Origin of the sequence: Pantoea sp. Tr-811, assembly GCF_011752535.1 — a bacterium.
GTDB lineage: Bacteria > Pseudomonadota > Gammaproteobacteria > Pseudomonadales > Pseudomonadaceae > Aquipseudomonas.
On the sequence record NZ_VWXJ01000014.1, the window covers coordinates 48897 to 63187 of the forward strand.

Annotated in this window: 14 protein-coding genes; 8 read left to right on the forward strand and 6 right to left on the reverse strand. The window is 64.4% G+C overall.

Annotated features, from left to right (window positions below; all coding sequences use genetic code 11):
- Positions 1-316: 316 nt before the first annotated feature.
- Complete coding sequence (locus F3J44_RS20260; protein WP_003257941.1) at positions 317-529, forward strand: cold-shock protein; 213 nt, start codon at positions 317-319, stop codon at positions 527-529.
- Positions 530-621: 92 nt separating this feature from the next.
- Positions 622-1110 (forward strand): RDD family protein, encoded by a 489-nt coding sequence (locus F3J44_RS20265; protein ID WP_167060443.1) that lies wholly within the window; start codon positions 622-624, stop codon positions 1108-1110.
- 103 nt (positions 1111-1213) lie between these two features.
- Here F3J44_RS20265 and lptG read toward each other — a convergent pair whose 3' ends face one another.
- Both lptG and lptF read right to left on the reverse strand, forming a co-directional pair.
- Positions 1214-2275, reverse strand: a complete 1062-nt coding sequence (gene lptG / locus F3J44_RS20270) for an LPS export ABC transporter permease LptG (protein ID WP_167275422.1) — start codon at positions 2273-2275, stop codon at positions 1214-1216.
- Positions 2268-3383 carry an LPS export ABC transporter permease LptF gene (gene lptF / locus F3J44_RS20275; RefSeq protein WP_167060449.1) on the reverse strand — a complete coding sequence of 372 codons (1116 nt, stop codon included), beginning with the start codon at positions 3381-3383 and terminating at the stop codon, positions 2268-2270. The genes lptG and lptF overlap by 8 nt, the downstream gene beginning before the upstream one ends.
- A gap of 290 nt (positions 3384-3673) precedes the next feature.
- On the opposite strand from lptF, the gene F3J44_RS20280 reads away from it, so the two are divergent.
- From F3J44_RS20280 to rlmF, 5 genes are all read left to right on the forward strand, one after another.
- Positions 3674-5167 (forward strand): leucyl aminopeptidase, encoded by a 1494-nt coding sequence (locus F3J44_RS20280; protein ID WP_167275424.1) that lies wholly within the window; start codon positions 3674-3676, stop codon positions 5165-5167.
- Positions 5168-5217: 50 nt separating this feature from the next.
- Positions 5218-5649 (forward strand): DNA polymerase III subunit chi, encoded by a 432-nt coding sequence (locus F3J44_RS20285; RefSeq protein WP_167060455.1) that lies wholly within the window; start codon positions 5218-5220, stop codon positions 5647-5649.
- Between the two features lie 5 nt (positions 5650-5654).
- Positions 5655-6023 (forward strand): DNA polymerase III subunit chi, encoded by a 369-nt coding sequence (locus F3J44_RS20290; protein ID WP_167060458.1) that lies wholly within the window; start codon positions 5655-5657, stop codon positions 6021-6023.
- Between the two features lie 186 nt (positions 6024-6209).
- Positions 6210-9056 (forward strand): valine--tRNA ligase, encoded by a 2847-nt coding sequence (locus tag F3J44_RS20295; protein WP_167060461.1) that lies wholly within the window; start codon positions 6210-6212, stop codon positions 9054-9056.
- Positions 9057-9216: 160 nt separating this feature from the next.
- Positions 9217-10167: a 23S rRNA (adenine(1618)-N(6))-methyltransferase RlmF gene (gene rlmF / locus F3J44_RS20300; protein WP_167275428.1), complete on the forward strand. Its 951-nt coding sequence runs from the start codon at positions 9217-9219 to the stop codon at positions 10165-10167.
- Positions 10168-10218: 51 nt separating this feature from the next.
- Here rlmF and F3J44_RS20305 read toward each other — a convergent pair whose 3' ends face one another.
- Complete coding sequence (locus tag F3J44_RS20305) at positions 10219-10500, reverse strand: HU family DNA-binding protein (RefSeq protein WP_167060467.1); 282 nt, start codon at positions 10498-10500, stop codon at positions 10219-10221.
- Between the two features lie 406 nt (positions 10501-10906).
- Between F3J44_RS20305 and yejK the strand changes: the two genes are divergently transcribed.
- Positions 10907-11914 (forward strand): nucleoid-associated protein YejK, encoded by a 1008-nt coding sequence (yejK, locus tag F3J44_RS20310; protein ID WP_167060470.1) that lies wholly within the window; start codon positions 10907-10909, stop codon positions 11912-11914.
- A 163-nt stretch (positions 11915-12077) separates the two neighbouring features.
- On the opposite strand, the gene F3J44_RS20315 is transcribed toward yejK, so the two are convergent.
- From F3J44_RS20315 to F3J44_RS20325, 3 genes are all read right to left on the reverse strand, one after another.
- Positions 12078-12383, reverse strand: coding sequence for a GIY-YIG nuclease family protein (locus F3J44_RS20315; protein WP_167275431.1), 306 nt, complete (start codon positions 12381-12383; stop codon positions 12078-12080).
- A gap of 18 nt (positions 12384-12401) precedes the next feature.
- Positions 12402-12872 (reverse strand): nuclear transport factor 2 family protein, encoded by a 471-nt coding sequence (locus tag F3J44_RS20320; RefSeq protein WP_167060475.1) that lies wholly within the window; start codon positions 12870-12872, stop codon positions 12402-12404.
- Between the two features lie 145 nt (positions 12873-13017).
- Positions 13018-14280 (reverse strand): MFS transporter, encoded by a 1263-nt coding sequence (locus F3J44_RS20325; RefSeq protein ID WP_167060478.1) that lies wholly within the window; start codon positions 14278-14280, stop codon positions 13018-13020.
- Positions 14281-14291 lie beyond the last annotated feature (11 nt).

The window sequence follows — 14291 nt, forward strand, 5'->3', positions numbered from 1 at the left end:
TTCGAACCTGCCCAATAACTTTTGAACATGGCGCCAGGCCAGGCGCCACGCCCGTTCTGGCACGGCGGGCGGTAATCGAAAAAACGCTTATTTTCTAGTCGACCAAGGGCTTGTTTTTTTCTTGGGAGTTGGCGTAGAGTCAGTGCACTGTGTTTGCGTGGGTCGCAACAGTTCGTGACCTGGGCCAGTAGCCGCAATTTGCTACAACCCGTTTGGCGTCTCTTACTTTCCTGCAACCCAGCCCGGTAAACTTTCGCGTACTGATTAATGCGAAAGTAACTGTCATCAAAATTTAAGCTTCATAGGAAATAAGACAATGGCTGAGCGTCAGAACGGTACCGTCAAGTGGTTCAATGACGAAAAAGGTTACGGTTTCATCACCCCAGAAAGCGGTCCGGATCTGTTCGTGCACTTCCGTGCCATCGAAGGCAACGGCTTCAAGAGCCTGAAAGAAGGCCAGAAGGTCACCTTCGAAGCAGTCCAAGGCCAGAAAGGCATGCAGGCTGACAAGGTTCAGGTCGCCGGCTAAGCCGCCCCCGACTTCGAAGAAAAGCCCCTGCCATGTGCAGGGGCTTTTTTTTGCCCGTAGAATACCGGCTTCGCTAACTGGAGCCGTTTCGCATGTCCAAGCCCCTGCTCTCCCCCCAGGGTGATTTCCCACCGGTCGGCCTGGGCCGACGCCTGGCGGCGATGTTCTATGACTGCCTGTTGTGCACAGCATTGCTGATCGTCACCGCCGGGGCCTACAAGATGATCCAGATGGCGATCATTGGCGAGGCGCGCATGCGCGAACTGACCGAGGCCGGCGCACTGGACGGCGACCCGCTGCTGTCGACGGTGCTGCTGTTTGCCTTGTTTGGTTTTTTTGCCAAGTTCTGGACCCATGGCGGCCAGACCCTGGGCATGCAGGTGTGGGGCGTGCGGGTGCAGAATGCCGACGGCAGCGCGATCAGCCTGTGGCAGGCGCTGCTGCGCTTCGTGGTGTCGATCGCATCGCTGCTATGCCTGGGGCTGGGTTTCTTCTGGTCGCTGGTCGACAAGCGCAAGCGCGGGTGGCATGACATCTATTCGGAAACCCAACTGGTGCGGGTGCCGAAACAGAAGAAGTGAAGGGGTTGGTCGTGGTTTGCCTGTGTGGCCGTATCGCGAGCTGCGCTCGCTCCTACCGGGCCTGGTAGGAGCGAGCGCAGCTCGCGATGCTAGGCGCGGGCCATCAACCGGCGCGGCGTAGCAGCCACAAACCGGCCACGGCGCAAATGCCTGCCGGAATCACCACCGCCAACAGCGGCGGGAAGCCGAACACCTGGCTCGCAGGGCCGAGCAGGTCCTGGCCAATACGGAACACGAAGCCCACCAGCACACCGGTGAACACGCGCTGGCCCAGGGTGACCGAACGCAGCGGGCCGAAGATGAACGAGATGGCCATCAGCACCAGCGCCGCGGTCACCATTGGCTGCAGCACCTTGGTCCAGAACGCCAGCCAGTAACGGGCGTTGTTCAGGCCCTGGTCGGACAGGTAGTGGATGTAGTCCCACAGCCCTGTGATCGACAGCGACTCAGGGGCCATGATCACTGTGTTGAGCAACTGCGGCGTCAGGGAAACATCCCAGCGCTCGGTCGGCGCCTTCACCACCTCGGTGTGGTCACCGCGGAAGAAGGTGGTGCTGACATCGCTGAGCATCCAGTGGTCTTCGTTGTACTGGGCACGACGGGCGAAGCTGGAGGTGAGGATCTTGCGCTCGTTGTCGAAGCGGTAGCGGGTCACACCCAGCAGCAGCCCACTTGGCTGCACGGCGTTGATGTGCACGAATTCCTCGCCCTGGCGGTGCCACATGCCATGCTTGGAGCTCTGCGCCTCGCCACCACCCTGGGCCAGGGAGCGGTCGGCCTGGGCCTTGTTCTCGGTCACCGGGGCCACATACTCGCCCACCAGCAGGCCGACCAGCATCAGCACCAGCATTGGCTTCATCACCGCCCAGACGATGCGGCCGATGGATACCCCGGCGGCGCGCATGATGGTCAGTTCGCTGCTGCTGGCCAGGCTGCCCAGGCCGATCAGGCAGCCGATCAGTGCCGCCATCGGCAGCATTTCATACACCCGGCGCGGCGCGGTCAGCAGCACGAAGCTGCTGGCGTCCATCAGGGTGTAGGTGTCGCTCAGGTCGCCCATCTCGTCGATGAAGGCGAACAGCGACGCCAGGCCCAGAATGATGCCCAGCACGGCCAGGATGGCCACCAGCACGCTCATGCCGATGTAGCGGTCGAGCTTAGCCATGGGCCACCTCCGCGCGGCGCGCTGCCAGCTTCAGGCGCAGCGGTTCCCAGTACATCAGGGCCAGGCCGATCAGCAGGAACAGGCCGTGCACCCACCAGATGCCCAGGCCAATTGGCAACTTGCCCTTTTCCAGGGCGCCGCGTACGGAAATCAGCATCGTCAGGTAAGCCATGTACAGAAGAATTGCCGGCAGCAGCTTGAGGAAGCGCCCCTGGCGTGGGTTGACCCGGGCCAGCGGCACTGCCATCAGGGTCACGATGAACACCAGGATCGGCAGCGACAGCCGCCATTGCAGCTCGGCACGCTCGCGCGGGTCGGTCTTGCCGAACAGGTCCAGGGTCGGGATGGCTTCGCGGTCGGTCACTTCCTCGGCCACTTCCGGCTTGGGCAGCAGCACCCCGTAGGTGTCGTACTTGATCGCACGGTAATCGGCCTGGCCGGGGTTGCCGTCATAGCGGTAGCCGTTCTCCAGCACCAGGTAACGGTTGCCGTCGGCCTGCACTTCCTGGTGGCCCTTCTCGGCTACCAGTACCGACGGGGCGCGGTCCTTGGTCTTGTCCTGGTTGAAGCGCTTCTCGGAAATGAACACGCCGCCAAGCCGGATGCGGTCGTCCGACAGCTGCTCGGTATAGGTAACGCGCGAGCCGTCGCGCAGGGTCTGGAAGCGGCCCGGCACCAGGGTGTCGAACTCGGTCAGGGCGTCCTGCTGGGCAATCACCTGCTGCAGCTGGCCAACCCCCAGGGGCGCCAGGCTCAGGCTCAACCAGGCCACCACCAGGGCGGTCAGCGCCGCCGGTGCCATGGTCAGGGCCAGCAGGCGCTGCTGGCTCATGCCAGTGGCCGACAGCACGGTCATCTCGCTTTCCAGGTACAGCCGGCCATAGGCCAGCAGAATGCCCAGGAACAGCCCCAGCGGCAGAATCAGCTGCAGGAAGCCCGGCAGGCGCAAGCCCATGATCAGGAACAACACGCCCGGGTCGAGTATGCCCTGGGCCGCCTGGGCCAGGTACTTGATGAAACGCCCGCTCATGATGATCACCAGCAGCACGGCGCTGACGGCGCTCAAGGTCACCAGGACCTCGCGGGACAGATAACGAAAGACGATCAAACCAGACACTCCTGGGTTGTCAGGGGCGGACTGCCAAACATTGGCCTGTGACAGCCAGGACCAAAGCCGGTTCGCCTAGGACGAACCTCCATTTAAAGTGCGCGCATTATCCTGTGATTGGCCGCGCCTGTCACTTGGCCGCGCATGAAGCCGCACGCCGGGGTTGTCAGCACGCTTGTCAGAGGCTCAAACTGGCAGCTTTTCCGCTGGTGCGCGGGTTCGCCGCCAGCCCCGTCCAGCGCGCCACTCTCAACACGCGCCACCTGCAAAGATCTCTCGGGGACCCTGACATGGAACTGGTTGTAAAAAGCGTAGCTGCTGCATCGATTAAAACCGCCACCCTGGTCGTGCCGGTCGCTGAAGGGCGCAAGCTCGGCGCCGTGGCCAAGGCCGTCGACGAGGCCAGCGAAGGCGCCATCAGCGCCGTGCTCAAGCGCGGCGACCTGGCCGGCAAGCCAGGCCAGACCCTGCTGCTGCAAAGCCTGCCGGGCCTGAAGGCCGAGCGCGTGCTGTTGGTGGGCAGCGGCAAGGACCAGACCCTGGGCGATCGCGCCTGGCGCAAGCTGGCCGCCAGCGTGGCCGGCGTGCTCAAGGGCCTGGGCGGCAGCGACGCGGTGCTGGCCCTGGATGACATCGCGGTGAGCAACCGTGATGGCCACTACGGCAAATACCGCCTGCTGGCCGAAACCCTGGTCGACGGCGAATACGTGTTCGACCGCTTCAAGAGCCAGAAGGCCGAGCCCCGCGCCCTGAAGAAAATCACCCTGCTGGCCGACAAGGCCGGCCAGGCCGAGGTCGAGCGTGCCGTCAAGCACGCCAGCGCCATCGCCACCGGCATGGCCTTCACCCGCGACCTGGGTAACCTGCCGCCGAACCTGTGCCACCCGACCTACCTGGCCGAACAGGCCAAGGAGCTGGGCAAGGCGCACAAGGGCCTGAAGGTCGAAGTGCTGGACGAGAAGAAGATCAAGGACCTGGGCATGGGCGCGTTCTATGCCGTGGGCCAGGGCAGCGACCAGCCGCCACGCCTGATCGTGCTCAACTACCAGGGCGGCAAGAAGGCCGACAAGCCATTCGTGCTGGTGGGCAAGGGCATCACCTTCGACACCGGCGGCATCAGCCTCAAGCCCGGTGCCGGCATGGATGAAATGAAGTTCGACATGTGCGGCGCCGCCAGCGTGTTCGGCACCCTGCGCGCCGTGCTGGAACTGCAGCTGCCGATCAACCTGGTGTGCCTGCTGGCCTGCGCCGAGAACATGCCCAGCGGCGGCGCTACCCGCCCGGGCGACATCGTCACCACCATGAGCGGGCAAACCGTCGAAATCCTCAACACCGACGCCGAAGGCCGCCTGGTGCTGTGCGACACCCTGACCTACGCCGAGCGCTTCAAGCCCCAGGCGGTGATCGACATCGCCACCCTGACCGGCGCCTGCATCGTTGCCCTGGGCAGCCACACCTCGGGCCTGATGGGCAACGACGACGAGCTGGTGGGCCAGCTGCTCGACGCCGGCAAGCGTGCCGACGACCGTGCCTGGCAACTGCCGCTGTTCGATGAGTACCAGGAACAGCTCGACAGCCCGTTCGCCGACATGGGCAACATTGGCGGGCCAAAGGCGGGCACCATCACCGCCGGTTGCTTCCTGTCGCGCTTTGCCAAGGCCTACCACTGGGCGCACCTGGACATCGCCGGCACCGCCTGGATCAGCGGTGGCAAGGACAAGGGCGCCACTGGCCGCCCGGTGCCGCTGCTGACCCAGTACCTGCTCGACCGCGCCGGCGCCTGATGCGCTGAAACCGGTGGCGCCCCTGGCGCCGCCGGTTGGCCGAACCCACCATGAGTAAAGTCGATTTCTATATCCTGCCCACCGACTCGTTGTCGGCGCGGCTGGATTTCGCCTGCAAGCTGTGCGAGAAGGCCTGGCGCCTTGGCCACCAGGTCTACCTGCATTGCCAGGATGCCGAACAGCGCAGCGAACTGGACGCGCGCCTGTGGCGCTTCAAGGGCGAAGCCTTCGTGCCCCACGACCTTGCCGAGCTGCACGCCGACGCCCAAGTGGCGCTTGGCCTGGCGGCCGACGGTGCCGGCGAGCACCGCGACCTGCTGATCAACCTGGGCGCCGATGTGCCGGGGTTCGTCGGCCAGTTCCAGCGGGTGGCCGAGATCGTGGTCGAGGAGCCGGGCATCCGCCAATCGGCCCGCGAGCGGTTCCGTTTCTACCGTGAACAGGGCTATGCTCTGCAAGATCACCGCTTACAGCGACTTTGAAGACGATGGACAAGCCCTCCCCCCTTCCCGATTCCGCCCACCTGCTCGACGACCTCGAGTCGATTCGCCAGCTACTGGGCGACGCCGACCTGCAGCCGCCGTTGCTGACCGAAACGGTCGAGCAGATTCCCCTGCTGCTGGATGTTCCGCCGGGCAACGCGCCGCTGCCGGCTGCGCCCGAGCCGGAAGCGGCCCCCGAGGACGACCCGCAAACCCGCCGCCAGGACACCCTGCTGCACCTGGAAAGCGAACTGCGCGCCGCTGCGCAGATGATCATGCAGGACGTGATCAACGACTTCACCCCGCACATCGAGAACGAAATCAAGCGCCGCCTGGATGCGCGGATCGAGCGGTTGATCAAGCGTTCCGAGTAACACCCAGGGGCGCTTTGCGCCCCATTCGCGGCACGAGGCCGCTCCTGCAGGCACCGGCATGCCCTTGTAGGAGCGGCCTTGTGCCGCGAATGGGCTGCAAAGCAGCCCCAGCGGCTGTCGCCTCAACCCCCCAGCTTGGTTATACTTCCCGGCTTTCCCGAATAAATGCACAGGGTCCCGCCGCGCATGGATAAGACCTACCAGCCGCACGCTATCGAAACTTCCTGGTACAACACCTGGGAGTCCGAAAACTATTTCGCTCCACAAGGTGCAGGTGAGTCCTACACCATCATGATCCCGCCACCGAACGTGACGGGCAGCCTGCACATGGGCCACGGCTTCAACAACGCGATCATGGACGCCCTGATCCGTTTCCGCCGCATGCAAGGCCGCGACACCCTGTGGCAGCCAGGCACCGACCACGCCGGTATCGCCACCCAGATGCTGGTCGAGCGCCAGCTCGAAGCCAAGGGCCAGAACCGCCACGACCTGGGCCGTGACAAGTTCCTGGAAAAAGTCTGGGAGTGGAAGGATCAATCCGGTGGCAACATCAGCCGCCAGATCCGCCGCCTGGGCTCCTCGGTAGACTGGAGCCGCGAACGCTTCACCATGGACGACGGCCTGTCCGAGGCCGTCAAGGAAGCGTTCGTGCGCCTGCACGAAGACGGCCTGATCTACCGCGGCAAGCGCCTGGTCAACTGGGACACCAAGCTGCACACGGCCATCTCCGACCTCGAAGTGGAAAACCACGACGAGAAGGGCCACCTGTGGAACCTGCGCTACCCGCTGGCCGACGGCGCCAAGACCGCCGAAGGCAAGGACCACCTGGTGGTCGCCACCACCCGTCCGGAAACCCTGCTGGGTGACGCCGCCGTCGCCGTCAACCCAACCGACGAGCGCTACCAGGCGCTGATCGGCAAGTTCGTCGAGTTGCCGCTGGTTGGCCGACGCATTCCGATCATCGCCGACGACTACTGCGACCCTGAATTCGGCACCGGCTGCGTGAAGATCACCCCGGCCCACGACTTCAACGACTACGAAGTCGGCAAGCGCCACAACCTGCCGCTGCTCAATATCTTCGACAAGAACGCCCTGGTGCTGTCCGCCGCCCAGGCCTTCAACCTCGACGGCAGCGTCAACGAGCAGTTCGACACCACCCTGCCCGCCCAGTACGCCGGCCTCGACCGCTTCGTGGCGCGCAAGCAGATCGTCGCCGACCTGGACGCCCAGGGCCTGCTGGTCAGCATCGACGACCACGCCCTGAAAGTGCCGAAGGGCGACCGTTCGGGCACCGTCATCGAGCCGTGGCTGACCGACCAGTGGTACGTTTCCACCAAGCCGCTGGCCGAGCCTGCCATCGCCGCCGTGGAAGACGGCCGTATCCAGTTCGTGCCCAAGCAGTACGAGAACATGTACTTCTCCTGGATGCGCGACATCCAGGACTGGTGCATCAGCCGCCAGCTGTGGTGGGGCCACCGCATCCCGGCCTGGTACGACGAGGCCGGCCAGGTCTATGTCGGGCGCAACGAGCAAGAAGTGCGCGCCAAGCACAACCTGGGCAGCGACGTGACCCTGCGCCAGGACGACGACGTGCTCGACACCTGGTTCAGCTCGGGCCTGTGGACCTTCTCCACCCTGGGCTGGCCGGAACAGACCGAGTTCCTCAAGAAGTTCCACTCCACCGATGTGCTGGTGACCGGCTTCGACATCATCTTCTTCTGGGTTGCGCGCATGATCATGCTGACCATGCACCTGATCAAGAACGAGGACGGCACCCCGCAAGTGCCGTTCAAGACCGTGTACGTGCACGGCCTGGTGCGCGACGGCCAGGGCCAGAAGATGTCCAAGTCCAAGGGCAACGTGCTCGACCCGCTGGACATCGTCGACGGCATCACCCTCGACGCCCTGCTGGAAAAACGCACCAGCGGCATGATGCAGCCCAAGCTTGCCGAGAAGATCGCCAAGCAGACCAAGGCCGAGTTCCCGGAAGGTATCGCCAGCTACGGCACCGACGCCCTGCGCTTCACTTTCTGCTCGCTGGCCTCCACCGGCCGCGACATCAAGTTCGACATGGGCCGCGTCGAAGGCTACCGCAACTTCTGCAACAAGATCTGGAACGCCGCCCGCTACGTGCTGGACAAGGGCGAGGACTGCGGCCAGAACGGCGAAGCCTACGAGCTGTCGCTGGCTGACCGCTGGATCATCTCGCAGCTGCAGCGTACCGAAGCCGAAGTGACCCGCCAGCTTGAGCAGTTCCGCTTCGACCTGGCCAGCCAGGCGCTGTACGAGTTCATCTGGAACCAATACTGCGACTGGTACCTGGAGCTGTCCAAGCCGGTCCTGTGGGACGAGAACGCCCCGGTCGAACGTGCCCGCGGCACCCGCCGTACCTTGGTGCGCGTGCTGGAAGTGGCCCTGCGCCTGGCGCACCCGTTCATGCCATTCATCACCGAGGAAATCTGGCAGCGCATCGCGCCGCTGGCCGGCATCGAAGGCAAGACCATCATGCTGCAGCCATGGCCAGTGGCCAATGAAAGCCGCATCGATGCCGCTGCCGAAGGTGACATCGAGTGGCTCAAGGAGCTGATGGTCGGCCTGCGCAACATCCGCGCCGAAATGAACATCGGCCCAGGCAAGCCGCTGCCGCTGTTCCTGAAGAACGCCAACGCCGACGACCAGCGCCGCCTGCAGGAAAACGAGGCACTGCTGAAGAAACTGGCCAAGGTCGAGTCGTTCACCGTGCTGGGCGATGCCGACGAAGCGCCGCTGTCGGCCACTGCCCTGGTCGGTGACCTGCAGGTGCTGGTACCGATGGCCGGGCTGATCGACAAGGATGCCGAGCTTGCGCGCCTGAACAAGGAAATCCAGCGCCTGCAGGGTGAGGTTCAGCGTGTCGGCGGCAAGCTGTCCAACGCCGCCTTCGTCGACAAGGCACCGCCTGCGGTGATCGAGAAGGAACGCGCCAAGCTGGCCGAGTCGGAACAGGCCCTGGCCAACTTCACCGAGCAGCATGCGCGGATTGCAGCGCTGTAATCATTAAGACCGATGGGGCCGCGGCGCGGCCCTTTCGCGGCACAAGGCCGCTCCTACAGGGACGGCGCCGGTAGATCAGGCGCCGCTATCCTGTAGGAGCGGCCTTGTGCCGCGAAAGGGCTGCACAGCAGCCCCTCGGCCTGCAACACCGGACCCCACCATGACCACCAAACCCACCCTGCACCCGCGCAACCGCCACCAGGGCCGCTACGACTTCCCCAGCCTGATCAAGGCCCACCCTGACCTGGCCCGCTTCACCATTACCAACCCCCACGGCAAACCCAGCATCGACTTCGCCAACCCCGAAGCCGTGCGCGTGTTCAACCGCGCCCTGCTCAAGGCCCAATACGGCATCCAGCACTGGGACATCCCCGCCGACTACCTGTGCCCACCGATTCCCGGCCGCGCCGACTACCTGCACGTCGCCGCCGACCTGCTGGCCGAGGACAACGCCGGCGAGATCCCCAAGGGCGCCCAGGTGCGCGCACTGGACATCGGCGTGGGCGCCAACTGCATCTACCCGCTGCTGGGCCATAGCGACTACCGCTGGCGCTTCCTGGGCTCGGACATCGACCCGGTGGCCCTGGCCTCGGCCAAGGCCATCGTCCAGGCCAACGGCCTGGGCAAGGCCATCGCCCTGCGCCAGCAAGCCAACCGCAAGCATATCCTTGGCGGCCTGCTGCAAGAGGATGAACGCTTCGACCTCACCTTGTGCAACCCGCCCTTCCACGCCTCGCGCGAAGAGGCCACCCGGGGCAGCCAGCGCAAGTGGAAGAACCTTGGCAAGCAAGACCCCAAGCGCAAGCTGCCCGTGCTGAACTTTGGCGGGCAGAACAATGAGCTGTGGTGCGAAGGTGGCGAGATTCGCTTCGTCAGCCAACTGGTCGAGGAAAGCGCGCAGTTCGCCCGGCAAGTGCTGTGGTTCACCAGCCTGGTGTCCAAGGCCAGCAACCTGCCCGGCATCGAGGCTGCGCTGAAGAAAGCCGGCGCCCAGGCCGTGCGTATCGTCGAGATGGGCCAGGGGCAAAAGCAAAGCCGCATGGTTGCCTGGAGCTTCGCTGACACCGAGGCACGCCAGGCCTGGCACCTGCTGCGTAAATCGCAGGCATGAAAAAACCGCGCCCGGGCAAGCCGGGCGCGGCTTTGGTCAACGCATCAACAATTACTTGTTGATGGAATCGTTCAGCACTTTGGCAGGAACGAACTTGACGACTTTCTTGGCAGCGATTTCGATGGCAGCGCCAGTCGAAGGGTTGCGGCCGGTACGGGCAGGACGCTCGGAGACTTTCAGCTTGCCGATGCCTGGCAGGGTGATTTCAGCGCCGTTTTCCAGTTGGTCGGCTACGATCTGGCCCAGTTGCTCCAGGGCAGCGCGAGCGGTGGTTTTTGGCGCGTCGATCGATTCGGCGATGTCGGCAATCAGTTGGTCTTTGGTCAATGCCATGGTTGTGTTCCTTCCCTATCAAATTCAGGTAGTTATGCAGCGTGCTACGACGTTATCGGGCCAGCCCCTGAATTCTGGAGGGCCGCGCCAATCGCGCATGTAGATACGCAAATTGGCGTTTGGTTCGACACGGCATGAGCGCGCTGCCAGCAATGCGCCACACGGGGGGCGCAAGACCGCGCAAAGCTACCACAGGAATGGATAAATATCCGCTACCGGCTTCGATTTAGTGCAGGTTTTTCGGGGGGTTCAGCCGAAAAGCCACAAATTTGAACAAAAAACGAACAACCGGCATTTCCGCCAACATCCGGCCACTGCACCCCCTGTGGTCTGGGGTAAACTGAACGACTTTTGCAGCGCGGCACAACCCGGCCGCCCCAGCCCGCTCAAACGCACCGAGAACTTCATGCCAATCCGTCATTGCATCGTCCACCTGATCGACAAGAAGCCCGATGGCAGCCCCGCCGTGCTGCATGCCCGTGACTCCGAGCTGGGCGCATCGGATGCCATCGAAAACCTGCTGGCCGACCTCAACGACAGCTACAACGCCAAGCAAGGCAAGGCCTGGGGGCTGTTCCATGGCGAGTCCGGCGCCTACCCGCTGAGCGGCTGGCTGAAGCAGTACCTGGACGCCGAAAAAGACTTCACCGGGTTCAGCCGCCAAGCCGTCGAACACCTGCAGAAGCTGATGGAGGAGTCCAACCTCTCCACCGGCGGCCACATCCTGTTCGCCCATTACCAGCAGGGCATGACCGAGTACCTGGCGATCGCCCTGCTGCACCACAGCGAAGGCGTGGCGGTAAACGCCGAGCTGGACGTGATGCCCTCGCGCCACCTCGACCTCGGCCAGTTGCACCTGGCAGCCCGCATCAACCTCTCGGAGTGGAAGAACAACCCGAACTCCAAGCAGTACATCTCGTTCATCAAGGGCAAGAACGGCAAGAAGGTGTCGGACTACTTCCGCGACTTCATCGGCTGCCAGGAGGGCGTCGACGGTCCGGGCGAAACCCGTACCCTGCTCAAGGCCTTCAGTGATTTCGTCGAGAGCGAGGACCTGCCGGAAGAATCCGCCCGCGAGAAAACCCAGACCCTGGTCGAGTACGCCACCACCCAGACCAAGCTGGGTGAGCCGGTGACGCTCGAAGAGCTGTCCAGCCTGATCGACGAGGACCGCCCCAAGGCCTTCTACGACCACATCCGCAACAAGGACTACGGCCTGTCGCCGGAGATTCCTGCGGACAAACGCACCCTCAACCAGTTCCGCCGCTTCACCGGGCGCGCCGAGGGCCTGTCGATCAGCTTCGAAGCGCACCTGCTGGGCGACAAGGTGGAATATGACGAAGCGGCTGGCACCTTGATCATCAAGGGCCTGCCGACCACCCTGGTGGATCAGCTCAAGCGCCGCAAAGACTGAATCGTAACTGTCTGATTTAAGGTAGATTTCTGTAGGAGCGGGCTTGCCCCGCGAAACAGGCGACGCGGTACGTGGCACCGGCTTCGCCGGTGTTCGCGGGGCAAGCCCGCTCCTACAGGGGAATGCGGCGCGCATGCGTGCAATGTTCCCTGCGCGAGCGGCCCTAACCGCTACCCGCCAAGGCCCCATAGGAGGTCACCAGCGCCTCCTTGGCCGACTTGCGCAACTTCTTCACCAGGCGCTCCTGGCGCAGCGCCTCGCCCTTGTCTGGCCACTGCTCCACATACACCAGCGCCTGCGCCGGGCTGGTCTTGAAGTAGCGGGCGCCCTGCCCTTTCTGATGGGCGATGAACCGACGTTGCGGGTCATCGCTGATGCCGCAGTACAGCGAGCCGTTGGCTGCGCGCACCAGGTAGACGTACCAAGGCTTGCACACTGGGGTGGGGGCAATTTCATTGACCGTGTTCATGGCCGACAGCTTAACCGCTCAGCTGGCCTGCTGGAACGCACGCAGCCCCTTGAAGGCCTGCTGGCGCACCTTGTTCTGCAACATCGGCGACCAGCCCAGCAATACCCCCGGCGCGCCCAGGGCCTGACGCGACCAGCGCCACAGGTCGAAGCTGTCGTCATGCTGGCAGATCAGGCCATCGCGGAACACGAAGCGGGCCTGGATATCGTTGACCACGGTGCGGCCAGTCTGGCTGAACAGGTAGGTAGCCACCCAGTGGGCAGCACCCCCGCGCTCATCGGCGCGAATGCTGTCGAAGGTCAACGAGAAATCCTTGGCGCGCGCGCAGAGCATGCGCCACATGTCGCCGGCATCGCGGCCGCGCAAGGTGCCGAACACCGGGTCGCTGAATGCGATATCGTCGCTGTAGCAGGCCACCATGGCCTCGGCATCCAGGCGCTGGAAGGCCTGGTAGAAGCGGGTGATCAGCTCACGGTTGGCGTCGCTCATGGGGCAGGTCCGTTCCTGGCAAGTGGGAAGCTGCACGATAATCTGCCCTGGATGGATTAGCCAGTACCGGCCCTTTCGCGGGGCAAGCCCGCTCCTGTAGGAGCGGGCTTGCCCCGCGAAGAGGCCGGCAAGGCCACCCTCAATGTCAAACCTTCTCGCTGGTCACCTGCACATGCAACGCCCGCCCGGCGCCCAGGCCAAACACGATGGCCCCCACCCCGAGCACCGCAAAGATCCAGCCCAACGCCGCCCAGCCGCCGGTGAGGTCATGCACCAGCCCCACCGCGAACGGCCCCATGGACGCCAGGGTATAACCCACGCCCTGGGCCATGCTCGACAGGTTCGCCGCCACATGGGCATCCTTGGAACGCAACACGATCAGGGTCAGCGCCAGGGCAAAGGTGCCGCCCTGCCCCAGCCCCAGCACCACTGCCCAGCCCCACAACCCGGACAGCGGCGCATAGAGGCAACCGAACAACCCGGCCAGGGTCACCAGCATTACCACCACGATGGCCAGCCGCTGGTCTTTGCCCCGCGTCGCCAGCCACGGCGCGGCCAGGGAACTGGCCAGTTGCACGATCACCGAGCCGGACAGCACCAACCCCGCTTCGGTAGGGCTTAGGCCGCGGCCAATCAGAATCGAGGGCAGCCAGCCGAACACGATGTACGCCAGCGACGACTGCAGGCCCATGTACAGGGTAACTTGCCAGGCCAGCGGGTCGCGCCACAGCCCGCGCACGCGGTAAGCCGCCTTGTGCAGGCCATGGCCCTGCCGTGCCTGGGGCAACCAGACGAGCATCGCCAACAGCGCCGGGATCATCCAGAAGCCCAGGCCCAGCGCCCAGCTGCCTTCGAAGTGCTGGGTCAGCGGCACGGTGGCGCCGGCTGCCATGGCGGCGCCCAGGCACAGGGCCATGGTGTACACGCCGGTGAGGGTCCCGGCATGCCGGGGGAAGTCGCGCTTGACGATACCCGGCAACAACACACCGATGATGCCGATGCTTGCGCCGGCCATGATGCTGCCGATGAACACCCCTGCCTCGCCCAGCGTGCTGCGCACGACAATGCCCAGGGCCAGGACCAGGAGAATGCCAAGAATCACCCGCTCGCTGCCAAAACGCCGCGCCAGCAGCGGCGCCAGGGGTGCGAACAGGCCCAGGCAAAGCACCGGCAAGGTGGTCAGCAAGCCGGCCTGCGACGCGCTAAGCCCCAGCCCTTCGGACACCAGGCCAAGCACCGGCGCCATGCTCGACAGCGCCGGGCGCAGGTTCAGCGCCACCAGCACCAGGCCCAGCAGCAGTAACCAGGGCCGTACGCGCTGCACGGTAGCCTGCACCTGGGCATCGTCGGCCTCGGCATCGATCAGCAAGGGGTCGAGCTCGCGCTCGCGGGTGATGGATTCAGACATGCTTTTCTCGT